Origin of the sequence: Acidovorax sp. NCPPB 3576 (assembly GCF_028473605.1) — a bacterium.
Classification (GTDB): domain Bacteria; phylum Pseudomonadota; class Gammaproteobacteria; order Burkholderiales; family Burkholderiaceae_C; genus Paracidovorax.
Genome location: NZ_CP097267.1, coordinates 5,368,870 through 5,387,627, shown reverse-complemented (window position 1 = coordinate 5,387,627; position 18,758 = coordinate 5,368,870). Strand labels below are relative to the sequence as shown.

The following is an 18,758-nucleotide window of genomic DNA, read 5'->3' as shown; positions in this document are numbered from 1 at the left end:
CCACACGCCCCCAGCCCCCTTCGCATGGTCGATCCCGACGCTCCGTCCACCCTCAGCCCCTTCACCGCCGCCGACGGCGAAAACCTCGCCGTGCAGGACTGGCCCCTGCCCCACGCCCACGCGCGCGCCACGGTGCTGCTGGTGCACGGCCTGGGCGAGCACGTGGGCCGCTACGACCAGCTTGCCCGGCGGCTGAACGCCTGGGGCTTCGCCGTGCGCGGCTACGACCAGTACGGCCATGGCGAGTCGGGCGGGCTGCGCGGCGCCCTCACGCCCCGCAACCGGCTGATGGTGGACCTGGCCGACATCATCGACGCGACCCGCGCCCGCATGCCGCCCGGCCAGCCGCTGGTGCTGCTGGGCCACAGCCTGGGCGGGCTGGTCGCCGCCAGCTTCGTGGCGCAGGCGCTGCGCCCCGTGGAGGCGCTGGTGCTTTCCTCCCCCGCGCTGGACCCGGGCCTGAACTGGACGCAGAGGTTCCTGGTGGCCACCCTGCCCCGCCTGCTGCCCAACCTGCGCCTGGGCACGGGGATCGACGCCGCCCACCTCTCGCACGACCCCGCCGTCGTCGCGGCCTACCGCGCCGACCCCCGGTGCCACGACCGCGTCGGCTCCGGGCTGGCGCGCTTCATCGCCTACGGCGGCCCGGCCGTCGTGGCCCATGCCGCGCAATGGCGCGTGCCCACGCTGCTGATGTGGGCGGGCGCCGACCGGCTGGTGAAACCCACCGGCAGCCGGGCCTTCGCCAACGCGGCGCCGGCGGGCGTGGTGCAGGCGCAGGAATTCGCATCGGCGTACCACGAGCTGTTCAATGAATCCCCCGAACACGCCGCGCCGGTGTTCGCCGCGCTGCGGCAGTGGCTGGATGCCCGCTGCCCTCGCCCGATGGGCACTGAGCCAAAAATGGCTCCAGCGCAATAAACACTAGGGCGTGTAGCTATTAATTCAATAGCAATCCAAGCCAAGACCCCAATGCCGCATCACCGGAAGCCGGGAGGCCCCTTATCGGCCTTGCTTTCCACCGGGTTGGCCAGCAGCCAGTTGGCCGGGTACTGGCGCATGAACTCCCGGGCCTTCTCGGGCCGTGCCGACAGCCAGGCGCCGTAGGCCCCCTCGTTGAGCAGGGCCGGCATGCGCTTTTCGCTGCCGGGCGGCTGGTAGCGGTGGAGCAGCGCATGGCTGTTGGCGTTCACGGTGAGCACGGTGTAGCTGATCAGCTCTTCGCCATCGGGGCCGGTCCAGCGGGCCCACAGCCCCGCCGCGCCCATCGGCTGGCCATCGACGCGAGCGATGCGCGTGGGCACGGCCTTGCCGCTGCGCCAGTCGTCCTCGAAAAACGCCGCCATGGGCACGATGCAGCGCTGGCCCTTGAGCCATGCCTCGCGAAACGGCGTGGCGGTGGAGACCGTCTCCGACCGCGCGTTCACCAGCTTGGGGGCGCGCAGCCGCCCGTCGGAGGCGGACTTCACCCAGTGCGGCACCAGCCCCCACTGGGCGTGCAGCAGTTCGCGGGCCAGCCGGGGCGCGGCATCGGGGGATTCGCCAGCGGTATCGGGCGCCGTGCCGGCATCGGCGCCGGGCTCTTCATGCGCATCGGGCGCCACTGGGGCATCGCCGGGCGGGGCATCGGCCTCCTGCACACCGGGCGTGCCCGGCGGCGGCGCCACGGCGCGGATGAAAAAGCCGGGCTTGCGGGGCTTCACGTAGCGTTCGCCGCGCGCCTCGGGCGGCTCCACGCCGAAGGCTTCGCGGTAGGTTTCGGGCAGGGGCAGGGTCTCGTAGCGCGTGGTCATCCGGGGATCGTACCTGCGCCCTCGCCCACCGCTTCGCACAGGGGTGCCCACACCGCCTGGTCGCGCCCCTGCGCCTTGGCCGCGTAGAGCGCGCGGTCCGCCCGCTCCAGCGTCTGCTCGATCGACTCGCCCACCACGTGCTGCGCCAGGCCGATGGACACGGTCAGGTGGATCGGCTCCGCACCCGGGTGCGCCAGCCGCAGCGCCGAGACGGTGCAGCGCACCCGCTCCAGCAGCGCGCTGGCATCGGCCGGCTGGGTGTTGCACAGCATCAGCACGAACTCCTCGCCGCCCCAGCGCGACAGCACGTCGGAGTCGCGCACGCTGGCTTTCACCGAGCGGGCGAAGGCCTGCAGCGCGCGGTCGCCCGCCGCATGGCCGTGGGTGTCGTTGATGGCCTTGAAATGGTCCAGGTCCAGTTGCACCAGCACCAGCGAATGCCCGCTGCGCGCCGTGCGGCGCTGCTCCAGCCGCATCAGCTCGACCATGTGGCGGCGGTTGAGCAGCCCGGTCAGCTCATCGTGCGTGGCCAGCTCGCGGATGTGCTCCAGCGCCTCGGCCAGTTCGTGCTTTTGCCGGCGCAGTTGCTGGCGCGTGGCCTGCACCCGCGTGGTCAGGAAGGTGCTGCCCAGCAGCACCACCAAAATCATGATCGCGTAGGCCGTCGCCATGGCCGGACCCTGGTACAGGTCGTCGCGCAGTTCCGCCAGCACGCCCCCGGCCCCGAACGCCGCCAGCGAATAGAACAGCACCCCCACCATCTGCCGCGTGGACAGCCCGAAGATGCCGAACATCAGGATCACCGCCAGGATGGGCAGCGTGACCCCCCGCGCCGGCCCCGCGATCACGAAGGCCGCCGCGTTGCAGGCCACGGCATAGAGCATCTGGAACAGCGTGAGCGACGGATCTCGAAAGCGCCGCGACACCCCGCTGCGGATCAGCGCATACACGCCGATCAGCCCCGAGACGCAAAACAGCGTCCACCCGTTGACCCACCGCACATCCGCCATGCCCGCGCGCGCCACGATGTGCATCGCCGCCACGCAGCACAGCATGAGCAGCCCCGCCAACCCCGCCATGGCGGTGCGCACGCGCAGGCGCCGCTCCGTGCCCAGCAGCCGGTCGAGCGCGCGGGACGGGGCATGGAACAGGGCGCGGTCGCGCCATCTCGCAAGCCGTGGCGGCAAGGGGTCTCCTTGGAATGGATCGCGGGCCAAGCCGGCCATCGGGCGGCCCGCAGCGGCGCCGGTCGGGCACAACGATAGTGCCTGCGGGATTCTAGGAGTCCTGTCGCCTGCGCGGCCACCCGGCATGGGAGGGTTTACACCCATCCCGCCGGCACTTACGCCGGCACCGGCTCCAGCACCGGCACGCCGCGGCGCTTGGCCACCGCGATGGGCGGGGCCCAGCGCGAGCCCTGGGGCTTCTTGCTGGTCACCAGGGTGATCTCGGCGGGCTCGAAGACTTCCAGGTTGTGGGTGATGGGCGTGGTCAGCACGTACTGCGCCTGGGTGGAGCGCAGAAAGTGGCCGACCAGCTGGATGTTGCGCACGTCCAGGTGGGCGAAGGGCTCGTCGATGAACACGAAGCCGCCCGAGCCGCTTTCCTCGTCCTTGAGCAGGCCCACCAGCAGGATGAGCGACTTGATGACCTGCTGGCCGCCCGAGGCCTCGCCGTCGTTCATGCCGATGCTGCCCTTGCCGTCGAACGCGAAGTGCACCTTGAGGCCCGCCTGCGCGAGCACGGTGTCGTCGTTCTCCAGCAGCGGCAGGTCGGCCGCCACCTCCACGCCGGCGAGGGCGCCCAGCTCCTGGATGTTCTTGCGGTAGCGGCGCACGGTGCTGCGCAGCACCTCGATGTAGCTCTCGCGCGCGTTGTGCACGGCGGTGCCGGCCTGGGCATTCTTGGCCTGGTGGTCCGACAGGCTCAAGGTCTGCTCGCGCACGGTGGTCTCCATGCGGCGGTGGCGCTCCTCGACGGTGGCGTCCTGCTCCCAGGTGTTGTGCTCCAGCTCCTGCTCCACGGCCTGCAGCCGCAGGCGGGCCTGGGTGTCGTTGACGTATTCGTCCACCAGCGCCTCGCGCGTGGCCGGGGCGATCCAGCGCGGCGGAAAGCCGTGGCGCTGGCGCTGGCTTTGCGCGGTGGTGGCCACATGGCTGCGGCGGCGGGCGGTCCATTCGTGGGCGGCGCGGTCGCTGTCGCTGCGGGCGCGCTGGAGCTGCTGCTCCAGGCGCTGGTGTTCGTCGGCGAAGGCGCGGTGGCGGTCGTGGGCACGGGTGGCCTCGGTGTCCAGGCGCTGCCAGCGCTGGGCGGCGGCGATGCGCGCCTGCTTGGCGGTGGGCAGCACCTCGCGCGCCTGGGCGAACTCGTCGCTGCGGCGCGCCAGCTCTTCGGCGGCGCTGTGGCCTTCGAGCGCGCGGCGCGTGTCGGTGATCTGGCGCTTCAAGGCCAGCACGCGGTCCAGCACGGGCGCGAGCTGCGCATCGATCTGGGCCGCGTCGCGCTCGGCGGCGTTGCGGCGGGCGTGCACGGCGGCGGCGCCGAACTGGTGCTCGCGCGGCTCCACCCACATAGACCGGGCGCCGCGCCCGTCGTGCATGTAGGCCTGCGGCGTGATCCAGGTGCCGCCCAGGCGCTTGCCCTCGCGCGGATCGGCCACGCAGCGCAGTTGCTGCATCTGCTGCACCAGCCAGCGCGGCACGGGCGCGGTGAAGCGCACATGGGACAGCAGCGTGCCGGGATCGCCCTTGAGGGCCTTCTCGCCCGGGCCGACGAGGTAGTGGCGGTAGCGCTCGCGCTCGCCGATCTCGTAGGCCTCGGCCAGGTCGGCCTCCTTGTCCAGCAGCACCACCCAGCGGTGGCCGCGCAGCACGCCTTCGATGGCGGCGCGCCATTCCTCGTCGGCCACCTCGACCACCTCGGCCACGAACTGGTGGCCGATGCCCTGGGCCACCAGGCGCTTGCGGAACTGCTGCACCTCGTGCGGCAGCGGGGGCAGGTGCTGGCCTTCCAGGGCCTTGAGGGCCTCCTGCGCGAGCTTGCGCCGCTGCTGCAGGGCGGAGCGCTCGTCCTGCGCCTGGGCCTCTTCGGCCTGCAGCCGCGCCAGGTGCGCCTGCAGTTCGTCGGCGTTGCTGCCCTTGTCCACCAGCGCCAGCAGCTCCTGTTCGCGCTTGGCGAGCTGCTCCAGCGGCGATTCGTGGCGAGTGGCGTCGTCCAGCGCGGCGCGGGCCTCGTCGCGCTCGGCCAGCAGCCGGGTGGCGTCGGACTGGGCGCGGGCGCTTTCCTCGATCAGCGTGAGCAGGCGCTTATTCTGCACCGCCTGGTCGGCCAGGGCGCTGCGGTGCTGGGTCTTTTGGCGGCGCAGTTCGCGGGCCTGTTTGGTCAAATGTTCGCGCTCGCCGTGCCAGGCCAGCACGGGCAGCACTTCGGTCGCCAGGCGCTCGCGCTCGGCGACCTTCATTTGCCAGCTCTGGTAGCTGGCCACGCGGTTTTGCAGCTCGGCCAGCTGCGCGCGGCCGTGGTCCAGCTCGCGCTCGGCCTGGGCCATTTCGCGCACGAGCTGCTGCTGGTGCTCGCGCGCCTGGTCATAGGCATCGAGCACCTGCTGGTCGCCGAACACGTCGAACACCAGGCGCAGCAGCTCGCGCGGGCTGAATTCGCACAGGCGGTCGGTCTGGCCCTGCTCCAGCGAGAGCACGCGGGCGATGGCGGGCGACAGGCCCGCCGCGCCCAGTACGCGGCCCCAGGCCTCCACGCCCATGAACCCGAGGTCCTTCTCGGGCGTGTCGCGCAGCTGTTCGATGCTGACGTCGCCGTCGAGCAGGCAGTAGCGGCGCTGCCAGTCGCCGCCGTTGCGGTCGATGCGGCAGGCCAGCGTGACCTGGTCGCTGTACAGCAGGCGCCGCGCGAACGGCCGGCTGGAGGTCTGGCGGCCCTGGGCCCGGTTGTCCACCACGGCGCGCAGCCAGGCGGTCTGCGCACCGGCATGTCGCGCATAGGTGCGGTAGTCGCGCGGGGCCGAGCAGCGCAGGCCCAGCAGGGTGCGCATGGCATCGAGCAGCGTGGTCTTGCCCGATCCGTTGGGCCCGGCGATGGTGATGATGGACGCATCGAGCGGCAGGGCCACGCGCTGGCAGTAGTCCCAGTGGACGAGTTCGAGGGTTTGCAGGTGGAACATGGGGCGCGGGGGATTCGTCGTCGGTCAGGCGGCGGGCGCCGGGGTGGGGTCCGTGGCGGGCACGGTGGCGGCGGCCTCGCTGCGCTCGCGCGCCAGCACGTCGGCCAGGGCGCCGTCGAGGATGCGCGGGGCCATCACGTCGTAGTCGAGCAGCACGTCCAGCAGCGGGCCTTCGGCGATCTCGTCCTGGCGGCGCAGGATGAAGCCGTGGCGCTCCAGCAGCTTGAGGTTGGCATCGAGCCGCATCTTCTTGCCCAGCTGGTTGCCGTAGTCCTCCAGCAGGGTCTTGTACGACAGCACGGGGCTCACCAGCCGCGCGGACGGCAGCGGCTTGGCGCCGGGGAACATGTCGTTCTGGCCCTCGTCGGCCTGCTCCACGCGGCTGGTCTGGCGCTCGCGCTTCGGTAGAACGATCAGCGCCCACAGCACCACCAGCAGCGCCTGCGCGTCGCGCGGCAGGTCCAGGTTGTTGTTGGCGTTGACGCCGGCCTCGCCCAGCACGGCCGTCTGCGCGGGCGGCAGCAGGGCCACGCTCACGTGGTCGGCGTAGATGCTGTCCATGAAGCGCAGGCCCGCCTGGGCCAGGCGCTGCTCGACCAGGGCGAAGAGTTCGGCATCGACCAGCGCGCGCTTGACGCGCGGGTGGCTGCGCGGCAGCCAGCGGCGCGTGAGGAGTTCGGCAATCAGCAGGGCGGCATCGTCCATGGGGTCTTCAAAGGGTGTCGGGGCCGGGGTTCGGCGAAGGATCGGGCGCGGTGGCGGCCTTGGCAGATGCGTCGGCCGGCACGGCGGTGGCGGGCACCATGCGGCCCTGGCTCAGCAGCTCCACCTGGGGATGGTCGATGGCCTCGGTGGCGGCCTCCCACTGCACGCGCCAGGGCAGGCGCGCCAGCGCGCCCGTGGCGCCCGGCAGCACGCCGGCCTGGGGGTCGCCCAGCAGGGGCAGCAACTGGGCCTTGTAGGCCACCTGGGCGTAGCGGGCATCGGCGGGCGTGGCGCCCAGCAGCGCGGCGGCCACGCCATGCGGCGCGGCATCGCCGGCCGCATCGATCGACCAGGCCTGCAGCAGGGCCGACAGGTCGCCCAGCTCGTGCGGCAGGGCCACGGCGGTGAGGTTGCCCGCCGGCGCCGGCTGCGCGCCGGGCAGTTCTTCGGCCGGGCCGGCGACGGGGCGGTCGCGTTCGAACTCGGCCTCGGTCACGTCCAGCAATTCATGCGGGGCCAGGGCCGACAGGCCCGCGGGCACGCCCAGGGCATCGTCCAGCAGCGCATGGGGCGAGCGCACGGTCTGCAGCCAGCGCTTGACGTCGGTGCTGGTGATGCCGGTGGTCCCCAGGGTCACGCGCTGGCGGTCCACCTGCTGCAGCGCGCGGTTGAACTGGCTGGCCATGGCCAGCAGCCGCGACTGGGCCTGCCCCAGCCCGCGCGCGGCGCGCTCCAGCGCGATGTGGCCGTGCGCGTGGCCGATGATGGCGGTGATGGCCTCGGAGGCGCGGTCGATCAGCACCGCCGCGCGGTCGTAGCGCTGGCGCGCGGCGCGCAGGCGGAATTCCGACCCGCTGGCGATGGCGTCGGCGAACTCGCCGTGCAACCGCGTGAGCTGCGCCTGCAGCAATTGCACCTGGCCCGCATCGAGCGCGCCGAGCTGGTTGGCGCCCACCACCTGGCCGAGCAGCGCAGCCAGCTCGCCGCCGTCCTCGTCCCCGCCGCCGTCGCTGGCCAGGGGCGCCAGCAGTCCGGCCACGCGCTGCGCCAGCGGCGGCAGCGCATAGGTGCGCGCGCTGTCGTCCCAGGCCAGCAGGCCCACGTCGCGAAAGCGCTTGAGCACGGTGTCCAGCGCCTCGGGGCGCAGGGCGTGGAAGATCTCGTCGATGCGCTCGCGCGCCAGCGTGGCCTCGCCCTGGCGCGCCAGCTGCAAGAAAGCCCACAGCCGCAGCTGCACCAGTGCCGCCGGGCCGTGGAACAGCCCGCTCAGCGCCTGGGTGACGGCCTGCTCGCGCGCAATGCGCCACAGCAGGGCCGAATCGCCCGCCGCATCGGCATCCCGGAAAAAGTCGAACAGCCCGCCCTCGTTCTCCGCCCCCTGGGGCCACGGCGCCTCGGCCGCCAACACAGTGCTCTCCATGCCGTCCTGTTCAGTGTTCCGTCGTCATTCGAAGGCCAGTTGCGCCAGCGCGGCGACCGAAGCGGTCTCGGCCCGCAGCACGCGCGCGCCCAGGCTGGCCGGCGCGAAGCCATGGGCCAGCGCCAGGTCTTCCTCCTGCGCGGTCAAGCCCCCTTCGGGGCCGTGCAGCACCTGCACGCGGCCGGCGCTGCCGACCGCCTCGCGCAGCGGGCGGGAGCCACCCTGCAGCGACAGCACGAGGCGCACCAGGCCGCCCTCCGCCGCGTGGGCGTCGGCCGCCTGCGCGCGCAGCCAGTCGGCCAGGGCCAGCGGGGCATGCACCTCGGGCACCCGGTTGCGCCCGCACTGCTCGCAGGCCGCCACGGCGATCGCCTGCCAGTGGGCCTGGCGCTTTTGCGCGCGCTCGCCCGACAGCTTCAGCACGCTGCGCGCAGCGGCCACGGGCTGGATGCTGGCCGCGCCCAGTTCGGCGGCTTTCTCCACGAGCCAGTCCATGCGCTCGTTGGCCGGCATGCCCACCACCAGGTGCACGGCGCGCGCGGCCTCGCGCTCCACGGGGTCGTGCGCGCCGACCTGCACATCGACATCGGAGCGGCCCATGCGGGTGATGGTGGCGGCGTATTCGCCCCCGCGCCCGTCGAACAGCGTGATCGCGTCGCCGGGCTGCAGGCGCAGCACCTGCACGTGGCGCGCGGCCGAGGGCGGCAGCGCCAGCGCGGCGCCGCCCGCCAGGGGCAAGGGGCAATGGAAACGGGGCATTTGCTACTATTTTTATAGCTACACGCCCTAGTGTTGATTGCGGCGGTAGCGGTTTTGACTCAAACTCTTCCGAAAGCGAAGCCGGTGGCGTCCTGCGTGCCTTCGATCTCGTCCACCAGCCGCAGCAGCGGCTTGAGTTCGCGGTAGCGGCTGGCTGTCGAGCGGATGTAGCCGATGAAACGCGGCGTGTCCGCCAGGTACCTGGGCTTGCCGTCGCGCAGCGTGATCCGCGCGAAGATGCCGGCCACCTTCAGGTGCCGCTGCAGGCCCATCCATTCGACCGCGCGGTAGAACTCGCCGAAGTCCGCGCCCCAGCCGCTGGCGCTCGCCGCACCGACCAATCCCGACTTTCGCGCCTTTTCCCAGTAACGCACGGTAATGTCGATGACGAAATCCTCTTCCCAGCTGATGAACGCATCGCGCAGCAGGCTGGCGATGTCGTAGGTGATGGGCCCATACACGGCGTCCTGAAAATCCAGCACGCCCAGCGGCCCGCCCGCCGGGGGCGCCATCAGGTTGCGCATCATGAAGTCGCGGTGCACGAACACGCTGGGGGCTTCCAGATTGTTGGCGACCAGCACATCGAAGGTCTTGGCGAGCACGCCCTGCTGCGCCTCGGTCAGCGCCACGCCGCGGTGGCGCGCCAGATACCAGTCGGGGAACAGGGCCAGCTCGCGCCGCAGCAGGGCCTCGTCGTAGGGCGGCAGCACGCCGGGGCGCGAGGCCTGCTGCCACTGCAGCAGCACGTCGCTGGCCTGCACGTACCAGGCGTGCGCCGCCTCGGGCGCGGCGGGGTCGAGCCGCTCGATGACGGTCTGCGCGCCCAGGTCGGACAGCAGCATGAAGCCGTGGGGTTCGTCCCAGGCCAGCACCTGGGGCACGCGCAGGCCGGCGTCGGCCATCAGGCGCTGCACGTGGGCGAAGGGGCGGCAGTCCTCCTTGTCCGGCGGGGCGTCCATCACGATGCGGGGGGTGCCGTCGGCGGCGTCGATGCGCAGGTAGCGCCGAAAGCTCGCGTCCGCCGAGGCGGGGCGCAGGCTGGCGGGCTGCAGCCCGTGCATGGCGGCCAGCGGCGCGAGCCAGGCCTCGAACGCGGTGCGGCGGGCGTCGGCGGGCCAGGCGACGGCGGGAAAGGCGGCGGCAGCAGCGGCGCCGGCCGGGGCCGGATCGGCCACGATGGGGGAAGGAGGGTGGCTCATGGATAATCCGATTTTACAAACCCGGCCTGCCCGGACCGGGTGGCCTGCGGTGCCTGCTCCGCGCCGCCGACCGGCTGATTCCATGGACATCCCTTCCTTGCCCGATCCGTTCCGACCGACGCCCCCCTTCCTGCCCGCCCGCCGCGGCGCTGCGGCCCGCCGTCCCTCGGCGCCTGCGTTCGAGCGCCGCGCGGTGGCCCGCCTGATCGCCTGGATGCTGTGCGGCGCGCCCCTGGCAGCGCTCGCCCAGTCGGAGGCCGAGCCCGGCGCACCCGCCGTGCCCGAGGCAGCGCCCGCCCTGCGCGCCAGCCCCCTGCTGCAGGAAAAGATCCCCGAGGCCGTTCGCCCGCAATTGCCGATCTTCGTGAAAGGCGATAGCGTGACCGGCCAGCCGGACATCAACGCCATCGTCGAAGGCAATGCCGAACTGCGCCGCGGCGACACCATCATCCACGCCGACCGGCTGGAATACGTGGTGCCCGACGACCTCGCCAAGGCGCGCGGCCAGGTGCGCATCAACCGCGCGGGCAACGTGTACGAGGGCTCGGAGCTGGAGCTTCGAGTGGACGCCTTCTCGGGCTACTTCGATGCGGCCAACTACCGCTTCCTGATGAACGGCGCCCACGGCGAGGCCAGCCGCGTGGACTTCATCGACCGCGACCGCTCGGTGGTTCACAACGCCACCTACACGACCTGCCAGAAGAACGACGAAGCCACCTGGCAGCCCGACTGGGTGCTGCGCGCGCGGTCGATCCGCATCGACAACGAAGAGCAGGTGGGCACGGCCGACGGCGCGGTGCTGGAGTTCAAGGGCCTGCCCATCCTGCCCATCCCGCACATCACGTTCCCGCTGTCCGACCGCCGCAAGTCGGGACTGCTGCCGCCCACCGTGGCCATCGACAACGTGAGCGGCGTCGAATACGCGCAGCCCTACTACTGGAACATCGCACCCAACCGTGACGCCACGATCACGCCCACCGTCATGTCCAAGCGCGGCGTGAACCTGGGCGGCGAATTCCGCTACCTGGAGCCCACCTACCGGGGCGAGCTGCGCGGCGACTACATGCCGGCCGACAAGCTGCGCGACCGCGACCGCTGGGGCTACGGCCTCAAGCACAGCGGCACGTTCGACACGCCGCTGGGCGGGCTGAACCTCAACATGGACGTGAGCCGGGTCAGCGACGACAACTACTGGCGCGACTTCACGCGCAACGTGACCGGCCTCACCCAGCTCACGCAGCGGCTGCTGCCCGGCGACGCCACGCTGTCCTGGGGCAGGGACGACATGTCGCTGAGCCTTCGCACCCTCAAGTGGCAAACGCTGCAGGACGTGAGCGCGCCCATCGTGCCGCCCTACGACCGCATGCCGCAACTGCGCTGGGGCTACAACCCCACCATGCTGCCCTACGGGTTCGATGCCAGCGTCGAGGCCGACTACACGAGCTTTCACGCCGACCGGGCCCTCACCGGCCAGCCCAATGCCCAGCGCAGCTATGCCATGGCGCAGATCAGCCGGCCGTTCCTCGCGCCGGCCGGCTTCATCACGCCGCGCGTGCAGCTGCACGCCACGCAATACCAGTTCGACAGCCCGCTGGCCAACGGCCAGCGCAGCGCGCAGCGCACGCTGCCCACGTTCAGCCTGGACAGCGGCCTGGTGTTCGAGCGCGATGCGCGCTACTTCGGCCGCAATTTCCTGCAGACGCTGGAGCCGCGCGCCTTCTACACCTACACGCCCTACCGCGACCAGAGCCTGCTGCCGGTGTACGACACGGCGGCGAACGACTTCAACTTCGCCACCATCTACACCGAGAACGGCTATGGCGGCAACGACCGGCTGGCCGACAACAACCTGCTCACCCTGGGCGTGACGACACGGCTGCTGGACCCGGACAACGGCGCCGAGGCCGCCCGCTTCGGCATCGCCCAGCGGGTGCGGTTTTCCGACCAGAAGGTCGTGCTGCCCGGCGAATCCGCCGTCAACGAGCGGCTGTCGGACGTACTGCTGGGCGCGGGCCTGAACTGGACGCAGCAGTGGGGCTTCGACTCCACGGTGCAATACAACCCCAAGACGGGCCGCTCGATCCGCTCCACCGTGGGCGCGCGCTACAACCCCAGCAACTACCGCGTCATCAGCGCCGCCTACCGCCTGCAGCGCGGCACCAGCGAGCAGATTGACGTCGGCTGGCAGTGGCCCATCAACGACCTGTGGGGCGACAAGGGCCAGGACCTCGGCCCGGGCCGCGGGCAGGGCGCCGGCCGCTGGTACACCGTGGGCCGCCTGAACTACAGCATGCAGGACCGCAAGCTGGTGGACACCGTGGTGGGCTTCGAATACGACAGTTGCTGCTGGGTCGGCCGCGTGGTGCTGGAACGCCTGCAAAGCAGCGTGACCACCGCCAACACCCGGCTGCTGTTCCAGATCGAGTTCGTGGGCTTTTCCCGCCTGTCCCTCGGCTCCAATCCCCTCACCAGCCTGAAGCAGAACATTCCGCGCTACCAGTACCTGCGCGAGCAGACCAGCACGCCCAGCCGCTTCACCAATTACGACTAACCCGACACCTGCCAACCCCATGAACCATCGCGCTTTCACCCTGGGCCTCGTGTGCCTGGCCACCCTGGCCTCCCTCGCGCCCGCGGGCGCCGCCGCGCAGGGGCTGCGCGCCTCGGGCGCTCCCGCCAGCACGGGCGGTACCGGGCTGTCGTCCTCGCGCGCCCTGCCGGCCGTCACGGTGCCGGACGCCCGCGGCACCACCGACCGCAGCGGCATCCGCCAGGCCGACTACATCGTGGCCGTGGTCAACACGGCGCCCATCACCAACAACGAGGTGCAGGCCCGCATCGCCCGCATCGAGCAGCAGCTGGCCACCCAGGGCGGCGAGCGCCCGCCCCGAGACGTGGTGGCGCGCGAAGTGCTCGAGCGCGTGATCAACGAGAAGATCCAGGTGCAGATGGCCAACGAGAGCGGCATCAAGGTGGACGACATCGCCGTCTCCCAGGCCGAGCAGTCGGTGGCGCGCCAGAACAACGTGAGCCTGGAGGAAATGCACCGCCGCCTCGCGATCGACGGCATCAGCAAGGACCGCTTCCGCGACGAACTGCGCAACCAACTGCTGGTGCAGCGCCTGCGCGAGCGCGACGTCGAAGCCCGCGTGCGCGTGAGCGATCTCGAAGTGGACCAATACCTGCAAGAGCAGAAGTCCGCGTCCGATCCGTCGAAGGTGGAACTGAACCTGGGCCACATCCTGGTGCTGGTGCCCGAGAACGCCAGCCCCGAGGTCGTGGAGCAGCGCCGGCTGCGCGCGCAGCAGGCGGCCGACAAGGTGCGCGCCGGCGACGATTTCGGCCAGGTGGCACGCGAGTTCTCCGACGCGGCCGAAGGCGCCACGGGCGGATTGCTGGGTCTGCGGCCGTCCGATCGCTACCCCGACCTTTTCGTGCGCTCGACCCAGCAGACGCCCGTGGGTGGCATCGTCGGCCCCGTGCGCTCGCCCGCCGGGTTCCACGTGCTGAAGGTGGTGGAGAAGACCAACGCCGCCGCCCCCACCGTGGCCGTGCAAAGCCATGCCCGGCACATCCTGCTGCGCGCCAATCCGCAGCTGACCGAGACCGCCGCCGCCGCACGGCTGGCCGACTACCGCCGCCGCATCCTGGCGGGCCAGGCGGACTTCGCCACCCTCGCACGCGAGAACTCGCAGGACGGCAGCTCCAAGCAGGGCGGCGACCTCGGCTGGGCCAGCCCGGGCCGCTACGTGCCCGAGTTCGAGGAAGCGCTCAACGCGCTCAAGCCCGGAGAGATCAGCGAGCCCATCGTCACGCGGTTCGGCGTGCATTTGATCCAGTTGCTGGAGCGCCGCGAGGCCAAGCTCACCCAGCGGGAACAACGCGACATGGTGCGCGACGTGGTGCGCGAAAAGAAGCTGGACGAGGCCTACACCACCTGGGCGCAGGAAGCCCGCGCACGCGCCTACGTGGAATACCGCGATCCGCCGCAATGACGAACCGCTTGCCCACGGCCCTTCGCCTCGCCGCGCCATGAAGCACATCCCGCGCAAACGCTTCGGCCAGCATTTCCTGTCGGACCACGGCATCATCGATGCCATCGTGCAGGCCATCGGCCCGGAACCGGGCCAGCCCATGGTGGAGATCGGGCCGGGCCTGGCCGCCCTCACGCAGCCGCTGGTGGAGCGCCTGGGGCGCCTCACCGTGATCGAACTCGACCGCGACCTGGCAGCGCGCCTGCGCCTGCACAGCCAGCTGGACGTGATCGAATCCGACGTGCTCAAAGTGGACTTCACACAGGTCGCGCAGACGCTGGGCGTGGCCAAGGTGCGGGTGGTCGGCAACCTGCCGTACAACATCTCCACGCCCATCCTGTTCCACCTGCTGGAGCAGGTCCACGTCATCGAAGACCAGCACTTCATGCTGCAAAAGGAAGTGATCGACCGCATGGTGGCGAGGCCATCGACGGGCGACTACGGGCGGCTGTCGGTCATGCTGCAGTGGCGCTATGCGATGGAAGATGTGCTGTTCGTGCCGCCGGAGAGCTTCGACCCGCCCCCGCGCGTGGACAGCGCGGTGGTGCGCATGGTGCCCCACGCCGCGCCGCCTGCCGTATCGCCGGCCCTGCTGTCGGAGCTGGTGCAGGTGGCCTTCAGCCAACGCCGCAAGCTGCTGCGGCACACGCTCGGCCGCTGGCTGGAAGCACGTGCCTTTCCTGGGACCTTCGATACCCAGCGCCGGGCCGAAGAAGTGCCGGTGCACGAATACGTGGCCTTGGCACAGTCACTGCACCCTGCCTGAGCGCAGGCGGTGCAATGCAAGGGCGGCGCATCCGGACAACGGAAGGCCGCCCTGCACTGAAAAGATTCAAGCATGGCAGGCACCGGCCTGGGGCCGCGCCCACCCTGCACACCGCCTGGGATCAGGCGGCTGCGAGCCAATAACCCGCGTTGAACGGGCTGCTCATGCGCAGCGCCAGGGGCGATACGTCGACGAGCTTGTCGGTCGGCATTTTTTCTGCGGAGGGATCGACTGCGATTTCAATGGGCTGCGCGGTGGCGGTCTCGTTAGCCTCGTTCGCCCGTTCTGCCTGGCTGGTGGATGCAGAACGGGCTACAGAAAAGAATAGAAACACCGGAACGGTATCTTTCGATCGCTCCAGTAGTCAGCCGCTTCCCGGAAGATGTCGAGCAATTGCTCGCGCGCTTCCTTGTCGAACTTCACCGTGGTCGGAATTTGCTCCAGCACCACGATGAAGCCCGGTTGCGGGCCCGATTTATGCAAAGGGTCCGTCATGCAGTCGTACAGCGCATCGAAATTCTTTCCGAAATGCGCCGGGAACATGAACTGGCCTGCGATCAGGTCCAGCACGTCCTGCTTGGTTTGTGCGTGTGCAAGGTTGGCGTACAGGAAGTGTTGGCCGAGCGCCTTGGCCGACTCTTGCAGGTCTTGCACGCGAAAAGCGCGAATAGACTGCACGATGTTGGGGCGCACGCCACGCAATGGGTTTTCCTGATCGTTACGAAGTGGCTTTTCCATCTCCGCTGCTCTTTCTTTATGTAGTCACCAATGAGGAATATCCGGAAGTTCGGTCCAGCGGCCTGCCACAAAGGCAAAGGGCCGAAAGGCGGGCAACCGATCGCGGCAATGCCGGCGAGCGCTTTTGGCGTCCAGCGTCATTCAACAATTTTTCGAAAGCTCGCGTAGTGGTCGCCGGTGTAGTAGCAGGCATCGGGCACGCGGGGCACGCCTCCGCACACGATGCGCCGGGCACCACGGTTTTTCGCACCCGGCGTTCTGACGGTGTATTCGCGGTAGTAGCCCCGTTTCTCCTGGGGCAGCAGCCGCTCGCGATTACCGAACACCGAACCATCCTTGTCGTAAGGAAAGGGTCCACCTTCGCGGATGAGTCCATAAGTCGCCCGCCCTTGCGGGGGCAACTCGGCCAGTGCGATGGTGGTCACTCCGTCGGAAGACGGGGGGTTTCGGGCCTGTCCCGTGGTCGGGACCAGAACGAACGCGGCACCCAGTACGCACGAAAGACCGATCTTGTACGCCTGGATGGCGATAGCCTTCAGCATCAACTACACCTTTCAGAAACTACGGGTTTACCCGAAATTTCGAGCCGTTAGTTTGACTTAATCGCCCCCAAAAAGCAAGCGCCTGCCCAATAAATGGGCAGGCGCTTTCAAGGTCAAACGCGTCAAAAAGTTAGCGCTCGCTACGTCATCACCGCTCTACCGGGAGGCATTCGCGTCGGCCACCGTCAATGCCGTCATGTTGACGATGCGGCGCACGGTGGCGCTGGCTGTCAGGATATGCACCGGCTCCGCCGCGCCCAGCAGCACCGGGCCGATGGCAATGCCACCGCCTGCCGCCGTCTTGAGCAGGTTGTAGGAAATATTGGCTGCATCGATGTTGGGCAAGACCAGCAGGTTGGCGCTGCCAGCAAGCGTGCTGTGGGGCATGACGGCTGCGCGCTGGGCCGCGTCGAGCGCCACATCGCCGTGCATTTCGCCGTCCACTTCGAGCCACGGCGCCTGGATGCGCAGCAGATCGAGGGTCTGGCGCATCTTGACGGCGCTCGGCTGGTTGCTGCTGCCAAAGTTGGAGTGCGACAGCAGCGCGGCCTTGGGCTTGATGCCGAAGCGCATCATCTCTTCGGCCGCCATCACGGTGATCTCGGCCAGTTGCTCGGCGGTCGGGTCGTAGTTGACGTGCGTGTCCACCAGGAAAACCTGGCGGTCGGGCAGCAGCAGGCCGTTCATGCAGGCGTAGGTGTTCACGCCCGCACGCTTGCCGATCACCTGGTCGATGTAGTTCAGGTGCAGCGCCGTGTGGCCCCAGGTGCCGACGATGAGGCCATCCACCTCGCCCTTGTGCAACAGCATGGCGCCGATCAGCGCCAGGCGGCGGCGCATCTCGATCTTGGCGATGGGCACGGTGATGCCCTTGCGCTCGGTCATGCGGTGGTAGGTCTGCCAGAAGTCGCGGTAGCGGTGGTCGTTCTCGACGTTGACCACGTCGTAGTCCACGCCTTCCTTCAGGCGCAGCCCGAACTTCTCGATGCGCTGCGCGATGATGGACGGGCGCCCGATGAGCGTGGGCCGTGCGACCTTTTCATCCACCACGATCTGCGCGGCGCGCAGCACGCGCTCTTCCTCGCCCTCGGCATAGGCCACGCGCTTCTTGGCGGCCGTCTTGGCGGCGGTGAAGATGGGCTTCATCGTGGTGCCGGAGGCATACACGAAGGTCTGCAGATGGTCGCGGTACGCGTCCATGTCGGTGATCGGGCGCAGGGCCACGCCGCTGTCGGCAGCGGCCTGGGCCACAGCCGGGGCGATCTTCATCATCAGCCGCGGATCGAACGGCTTGGGGATCAGGTATTCGGGGCCGAAGGCCAGCGGCTCGCCCACGTACGCGGCGGCCACCACCTCGCTCTGCTCGGCCTGGGCCAGCTCGGCGATGGCGTGCACGGCCGCGATTTCCATCTCCAGCGTGATCGTCGTCGCGCCGCAGTCCAGCGCGCCGCGGAAGATGTACGGGAAGCACAGGACGTTGTTGACCTGGTTCGGGTAGTCCGTGCGGCCGGTAGCCATCACGACGTCGCCGCGCACGGCGTGGGCGTCTTCGGGCGTGATCTCGGGATTGGGGTTGGCCAGCGCGAAGATGACCGGGCGCGCGGCCATCTTGGCCACCATGGCGGGCTTGAGCACGCCGCCAGCGGAGAGGCCCAGGAACACGTCGGCGCCCTCGATGACTTCGGACAGGCTGCGGGCTTCGGTCTTCTGGGCGAACAGGATCTTGTCCTCGTCCATCAGCTCGGTACGGCCCTCGTAGACCACGCCGGCCAGGTCGGTGACGAACACGTTCTCGCGCTTCAGGCCCACCTTCAGCAGCAGGTTCAGGCAGGCGAGTGCTGCGGCACCCGCGCCCGAGGTGACGAGGCGCACGGAACCGATGTCCTTGTTCACCACCTTCAGGGCGTTGAGCATGGCGGCGGCCACCGTGATGGCGGTGCCGTGCTGGTCGTCGTGGAAGACGGGGATGTTCAGCCGCTTACGCAACTCGCGCTCCACGTAGAAACACTCGGGCGCCTTGATGTCTTCCAGGTTGATGGCGCCGAATGTCGGCTCCAGCGCGGCGATGACCTCGACAAGCTTGACCGGGTCCTTCTCGTTGATCTCGATGTCGAACACGTCCACGCCGGCGAACTTCTTGAACAGGACGCCCTTGCCTTCCATGACGGGCTTGGAAGCCAGCGCGCCGATGTCGCCCAGTCCGAGAACCGCCGTGCCGTTGGTGATCACGCCCACCAGGTTGCCGCGGCTCGTGTACTTGAAGGCGGCGTTGGGGTCCTTGACGATTTCCTCGCAGGGGGCGGCGACACCAGGCGAGTAGGCCAGGGCCAGGTCGTGCTGGTTGACCATCTGCTTGGTGGCGGCGATCGCGATCTTGCCGGGCTTGGGAAACTCGTGGTACTCGAGGGCGGCACGCCGCAGCAAAGCACGTTTGTCGGGCGTCGGGTTCACCGGTGGGGTCTCGGACATCAAGGTCTCCAGCTCTGGGAAGAGTGCCAGGCCGCGCCGCCAGGGCGCTTCGGGGCGGTTGTAGGTTCTTAGGGTGTGCGATTGTAGTCAGCCCGCCATCCAAACCCTGGTACGCAATTGTGCTTAATCCGGGTGAAACACCCGTGACCTGCGACG

The 18,758-nt window shown here is 69.7% G+C and carries 15 protein-coding genes; 4 read left to right on the top strand and 11 right to left on the bottom strand.

Annotated elements, in window-relative coordinates; genetic code table 11:
• Window positions 1–24: 24 nt before the first annotated feature.
• Complete coding sequence (locus tag M5C98_RS24565; RefSeq protein ID WP_272550194.1) at window positions 25–921, top strand: alpha/beta hydrolase; 897 nt, start codon at window positions 25–27, stop codon at window positions 919–921.
• 59 nt (window positions 922–980) lie between these two features.
• On the opposite strand, the gene M5C98_RS24560 is transcribed toward M5C98_RS24565, so the two are convergent.
• From M5C98_RS24560 to M5C98_RS24530, 7 genes are all read right to left on the bottom strand, one after another.
• Window positions 981–1,793 carry an SOS response-associated peptidase gene (locus M5C98_RS24560; RefSeq protein WP_272550193.1) on the bottom strand — a complete coding sequence of 271 codons (813 nt, stop codon included), beginning with the start codon at window positions 1,791–1,793 and terminating at the stop codon, window positions 981–983.
• A complete protein-coding gene (locus M5C98_RS24555) occupies window positions 1,790–2,980 on the bottom strand; it encodes a GGDEF domain-containing protein (RefSeq protein WP_272550192.1) in 1,191 nt (396 codons plus the stop codon). The genes M5C98_RS24560 and M5C98_RS24555 overlap by 4 nt, the downstream gene beginning before the upstream one ends.
• Before the next feature lie 155 nt (window positions 2,981–3,135).
• Window positions 3,136–5,970 carry an ATP-binding protein gene (locus tag M5C98_RS24550; protein WP_272550190.1) on the bottom strand — a complete coding sequence of 945 codons (2,835 nt, stop codon included), beginning with the start codon at window positions 5,968–5,970 and terminating at the stop codon, window positions 3,136–3,138.
• A 24-nt stretch (window positions 5,971–5,994) separates the two neighbouring features.
• Entirely contained in the window at window positions 5,995–6,675 is a 681-nt protein-coding gene (locus M5C98_RS24545; RefSeq protein WP_272550188.1) for a hypothetical protein, read from the bottom strand.
• Between the two features lie 7 nt (window positions 6,676–6,682).
• Window positions 6,683–8,095, bottom strand: coding sequence for a hypothetical protein (locus M5C98_RS24540; RefSeq protein WP_272550187.1), 1,413 nt, complete (start codon window positions 8,093–8,095; stop codon window positions 6,683–6,685).
• 24 nt (window positions 8,096–8,119) lie between these two features.
• On the bottom strand, window positions 8,120–8,854 hold the full coding sequence (locus M5C98_RS24535) for a 16S rRNA (uracil(1498)-N(3))-methyltransferase (protein WP_272550186.1): 735 nt from the start codon (window positions 8,852–8,854) through the stop codon (window positions 8,120–8,122).
• 59 nt (window positions 8,855–8,913) lie between these two features.
• A complete protein-coding gene (locus M5C98_RS24530; protein ID WP_272550184.1) occupies window positions 8,914–10,053 on the bottom strand; it encodes an aminoglycoside phosphotransferase family protein in 1,140 nt (379 codons plus the stop codon).
• 82 nt (window positions 10,054–10,135) lie between these two features.
• On the opposite strand from M5C98_RS24530, the gene M5C98_RS24525 reads away from it, so the two are divergent.
• From M5C98_RS24525 to rsmA, 3 genes are read left to right on the top strand one after another with little or no spacing between them, the layout of a single operon-like run.
• Window positions 10,136–12,604, top strand: coding sequence for an LPS-assembly protein LptD (locus tag M5C98_RS24525; protein ID WP_272550183.1), 2,469 nt, complete (start codon window positions 10,136–10,138; stop codon window positions 12,602–12,604).
• Window positions 12,605–12,623: 19 nt separating this feature from the next.
• A complete protein-coding gene (locus M5C98_RS24520) occupies window positions 12,624–14,048 on the top strand; it encodes a peptidylprolyl isomerase (RefSeq protein WP_272550182.1) in 1,425 nt (474 codons plus the stop codon).
• A gap of 37 nt (window positions 14,049–14,085) precedes the next feature.
• Window positions 14,086–14,853, top strand: coding sequence for a 16S rRNA (adenine(1518)-N(6)/adenine(1519)-N(6))-dimethyltransferase RsmA (gene rsmA, locus M5C98_RS24515; RefSeq protein WP_272550181.1), 768 nt, complete (start codon window positions 14,086–14,088; stop codon window positions 14,851–14,853).
• Window positions 14,854–14,974: 121 nt separating this feature from the next.
• Here the strand turns inward: rsmA and M5C98_RS24510 are convergent, their stop codons facing one another.
• The 4 genes from M5C98_RS24510 to M5C98_RS24495 all read right to left on the bottom strand — a co-directional run bounded on the left by M5C98_RS24510 (window position 14,975) and on the right by M5C98_RS24495 (window position 18,602).
• Window positions 14,975–15,187, bottom strand: a complete 213-nt coding sequence (locus tag M5C98_RS24510) for a hypothetical protein (RefSeq protein ID WP_272550180.1) — start codon at window positions 15,185–15,187, stop codon at window positions 14,975–14,977.
• A complete protein-coding gene (locus M5C98_RS24505) occupies window positions 15,166–15,591 on the bottom strand; it encodes a barstar family protein (RefSeq protein ID WP_272550179.1) in 426 nt (141 codons plus the stop codon). The genes M5C98_RS24510 and M5C98_RS24505 overlap by 22 nt, the downstream gene beginning before the upstream one ends.
• Window positions 15,592–15,728: 137 nt before the next feature.
• Entirely contained in the window at window positions 15,729–16,133 is a 405-nt protein-coding gene (locus tag M5C98_RS24500; protein ID WP_272550178.1) for a ribonuclease, read from the bottom strand.
• A gap of 156 nt (window positions 16,134–16,289) precedes the next feature.
• Window positions 16,290–18,602, bottom strand: coding sequence for an NADP-dependent malic enzyme (locus tag M5C98_RS24495; RefSeq protein WP_272550176.1), 2,313 nt, complete (start codon window positions 18,600–18,602; stop codon window positions 16,290–16,292).
• Window positions 18,603–18,758: the final 156 nt, after the last annotated feature.

Coding starts and splice junctions, on each gene's coding strand:
- M5C98_RS24565 (WP_272550194.1), top strand. CDS start 25: ATGGTCGATCCCGACGCTCCGTCCACCCTCAGCCCCTTCACCGCCGCC.
- M5C98_RS24560 (WP_272550193.1), bottom strand. CDS start 1,793: ATGACCACGCGCTACGAGACCCTGCCCCTGCCCGAAACCTACCGCGAA.
- M5C98_RS24550 (WP_272550190.1), bottom strand. CDS start 5,970: ATGTTCCACCTGCAAACCCTCGAACTCGTCCACTGGGACTACTGCCAG.
- M5C98_RS24545 (WP_272550188.1), bottom strand. CDS start 6,675: ATGGACGATGCCGCCCTGCTGATTGCCGAACTCCTCACGCGCCGCTGG.
- M5C98_RS24540 (WP_272550187.1), bottom strand. CDS start 8,095: ATGGAGAGCACTGTGTTGGCGGCCGAGGCGCCGTGGCCCCAGGGGGCG.
- M5C98_RS24535 (WP_272550186.1), bottom strand. CDS start 8,854: ATGCCCCGTTTCCATTGCCCCTTGCCCCTGGCGGGCGGCGCCGCGCTG.
- M5C98_RS24530 (WP_272550184.1), bottom strand. CDS start 10,053: ATGAGCCACCCTCCTTCCCCCATCGTGGCCGATCCGGCCCCGGCCGGC.
- M5C98_RS24525 (WP_272550183.1), top strand. CDS start 10,136: ATGGACATCCCTTCCTTGCCCGATCCGTTCCGACCGACGCCCCCCTTC.
- M5C98_RS24520 (WP_272550182.1), top strand. CDS start 12,624: ATGAACCATCGCGCTTTCACCCTGGGCCTCGTGTGCCTGGCCACCCTG.
- rsmA (WP_272550181.1), top strand. CDS start 14,086: ATGAAGCACATCCCGCGCAAACGCTTCGGCCAGCATTTCCTGTCGGAC.
- M5C98_RS24505 (WP_272550179.1), bottom strand. CDS start 15,591: ATGGAAAAGCCACTTCGTAACGATCAGGAAAACCCATTGCGTGGCGTG.
- M5C98_RS24500 (WP_272550178.1), bottom strand. CDS start 16,133: ATGCTGAAGGCTATCGCCATCCAGGCGTACAAGATCGGTCTTTCGTGC.
- M5C98_RS24495 (WP_272550176.1), bottom strand. CDS start 18,602: ATGTCCGAGACCCCACCGGTGAACCCGACGCCCGACAAACGTGCTTTG.